A 2,641-nucleotide genomic window follows, 5' to 3' on the forward strand; every position below is an offset into this window, starting at 1 on the left:
AGTTACCACCGCTCACGTCGGTGATCGCGTTGGTCAACGGAGCATGACCAGTCAAAGCGTCGTTTGGCGCAGTGGTAGTCACGGTGCCAGTGGTTTTACCCACTTCGATGGTGATGTTCTGGCCGTTTGCCAGGGTCACGGTCACTGGCGAGCCAGTTACCGGCGCGCCGACGGTCGCGGTGTAGGTGACGGTGCCACCCTCGGCCGCCGTTTCTGAAGCGGTCAACTTAACGGTGGTGGTGTCGATTGTGTCGGTGACCTGAGTCACTGCCGGAACGGTGCTTGGTACCAGATTTTCGAAGTTGCCGCCGGTTGCGGTCGAAATGGTTGCTTCGACTTTGCCGGCGTCTTTATAGACGTCATCGGCAGGGGCCGGAACGGTGACGGTGCCGGTGGTTTTGCCGGCGTCGATGGTGATGACGGCGCCATTCGACAGAGTCACAGTTACTGGCGAGCCAGCAGCGTTGGTCAGGGTCGCGGTGTAAACAATCGAACCACCTTCGACCACGGTGCCGGTTGCACTCAGCGACAGGTTGGTCGTGTCGACGGTATCGGTGACAGTGGTCGAAACAGGGGTTTTGTCGGCAACCAGATTTTCGTAGTTGCCCCCGCTCACATCGGTGATCGCATTGGTCAGCGGCGCATGACCAGTCAGCGCATCGTTCGGCGCGGTGGTGGTCACGGTGCCGGTGGTTTTGCCCACTTCGATGGTGATGCTCTGGCCGTTAGCCAGAGTCACGGTCACTGGCGAGCCGGTGACGGGAGCGCCGACAGTCGCGGTGTAAGTGACGGTGCCACCTTCCGCCGCCGACTCTGTCGCGGTCAGTTTGACCGTGGTGGTGTCGATTGTGTCGGTGACCTGAGTCACTGCCGGAACAGTGCTCGGCACCAGATTCTCGAAGCTGCCGCCCGTGGCGGTCGAAATGGTTGCTTCGACTTTGCCTGCGTCTTTGTACACATCGTCAGCAGGGGCTGGGACGGTCACCGTACCGGTGGTTTTACCGGCATCGATGGTGATCACTGCGCCGTTCGACAGAGTCACGGTGACTGGCGAGCCAGCAGCGTTAGTCAGGGTTGCGGTGTAAACAATCGAACCACCTTCGGCTACGGAACCGGTCGCGCTCAGCGACAGGTTGGTGGTGTCGATGGTGTCGGTGACGGTGGTGCTGACCGGCGTCTTGTCGGCGACCAGATTCTCGTAGTTACCACCGCTCACGTCGGTGATCGCGTTGGTCAACGGAGCATGACCAGTCAAAGCGTCGTTTGGCGCAGTGGTAGTCACGGTGCCAGTGGTTTTACCCACTTCGATGGTGATGTTCTGGCCGTTTGCCAGGGTCACGGTCACCGGCGAGCCAGTTACCGGCGCGCCGACGGTCGCGGTGTAGGTGACGGTGCCACCCTCGGCCGCCGTTTCTGAAGCGGTCAACTTAACGGTGGTGGTGTCGATGGTGTCGGTGACGCTGGTCACGGCCGGCGTGGTACTTGGCACCAGGTTTTCGAAGTTGCCGCCGGTGGCGTTGGTGATCGTGGCCTGCACATTGCCAGCGTCTTTGTAGACGTCATCTGCCGGTGCCGGAACGGTCACCGTGCCAGTGGTTTTACCGGCATCGATGGTGATCACGGCGCCGTTCGACAGAGTCACGGTGACTGGCGAGCCAGCGGCGTTGGTCAGGGTGGCGGTGTAGATGATCGAACCACCTTCGGCCACGGTGCCGGTTGCACTCAGAGACAGATTGGTGGTGTCGACGGTGTCAGTAACAGTGGTCGAAACCGGCGTCTTGTCGGCAACCAGATTTTCGTAGTTACCACCGCTCACGTCGGTGATCGCATTGGTCAGCGGCGCATGACCAGTCAGCGCATCGTTCGGCGCGGTGGTGGTCACGGTGCCGGTGGTCTTGCCCACTTCGATGGTGATGCTCTGGCCGTTAGCCAGAGTCACGGTCACTGGCGACCCGGTCACTGGAGCGCCGACAGTCGCGGTGTAAGTAACAGTGCCACCCTCAGCCGCCGTTTCGGAAGCGGTCAGCTTCACGGTGGTGGTGTCGATGGTGTCGGTGACCTGAGTTACTGCCGGAACAGTGCTTGGCACCAGATTTTCGAAGTTGCCACCGGTAGCGGTCGAAATGGTCGCTTCGACTTTGCCGGCGTCTTTGTAGACGTCATCTGCCGGTGCCGGAACGGTCACCGTGCCGGTGGTTTTACCAGCGTCGATGGTGATCACGGCTCCGTTCGACAGGGTCACGGTGACCGGCGAACCTGCGGCGTTAGTCAGGGTCGCGGTATAAACAATCGAACCACCTTCGGCTACGGTGCCGGTTGCACTCAGCGACAGGTTGGTCGTGTCGACGGTGTCAGTAACAGTGGTCGAAACCGGCGTCTTATCAGCCACCAGATTTTCGTAGTTACCACCGCTCACATCGGTGATCGCGTTGGTCAGCGGCGCATGACCGGTCAATGCATCGTTCGGCGCAGTGGTGGTCACGGTGCCGGTGGTCTTGCCCACTTCGATGGTGATGCTCTGGCCGTTAGCCAGGGTCACGGTCACTGGCGAGCCGGTCACTGGAGCGCCGACAGTCGCGGTGTAAGTAACAGTGCCACCCTCAGCCGCCGTTTCGGAAGCGGTGAGCTTCACGGTGGTGGT

Annotated in this window: 1 protein-coding gene; it reads right to left on the bottom strand. The window is 60.9% G+C overall.

What is annotated here, in order from left to right; all coding sequences use genetic code 11:
- Window positions 1-2,641, bottom strand: a 2,641-nt coding sequence (locus KVQ74_RS29225; protein ID WP_318837902.1) for an immunoglobulin-like domain-containing protein, incomplete at both ends; no start/stop codon positions are given.

The sequence above is a fragment of the Pseudomonas botevensis genome (assembly GCF_019145475.1).
Lineage (GTDB): Bacteria > Pseudomonadota > Gammaproteobacteria > Pseudomonadales > Pseudomonadaceae > Aquipseudomonas > Aquipseudomonas botevensis.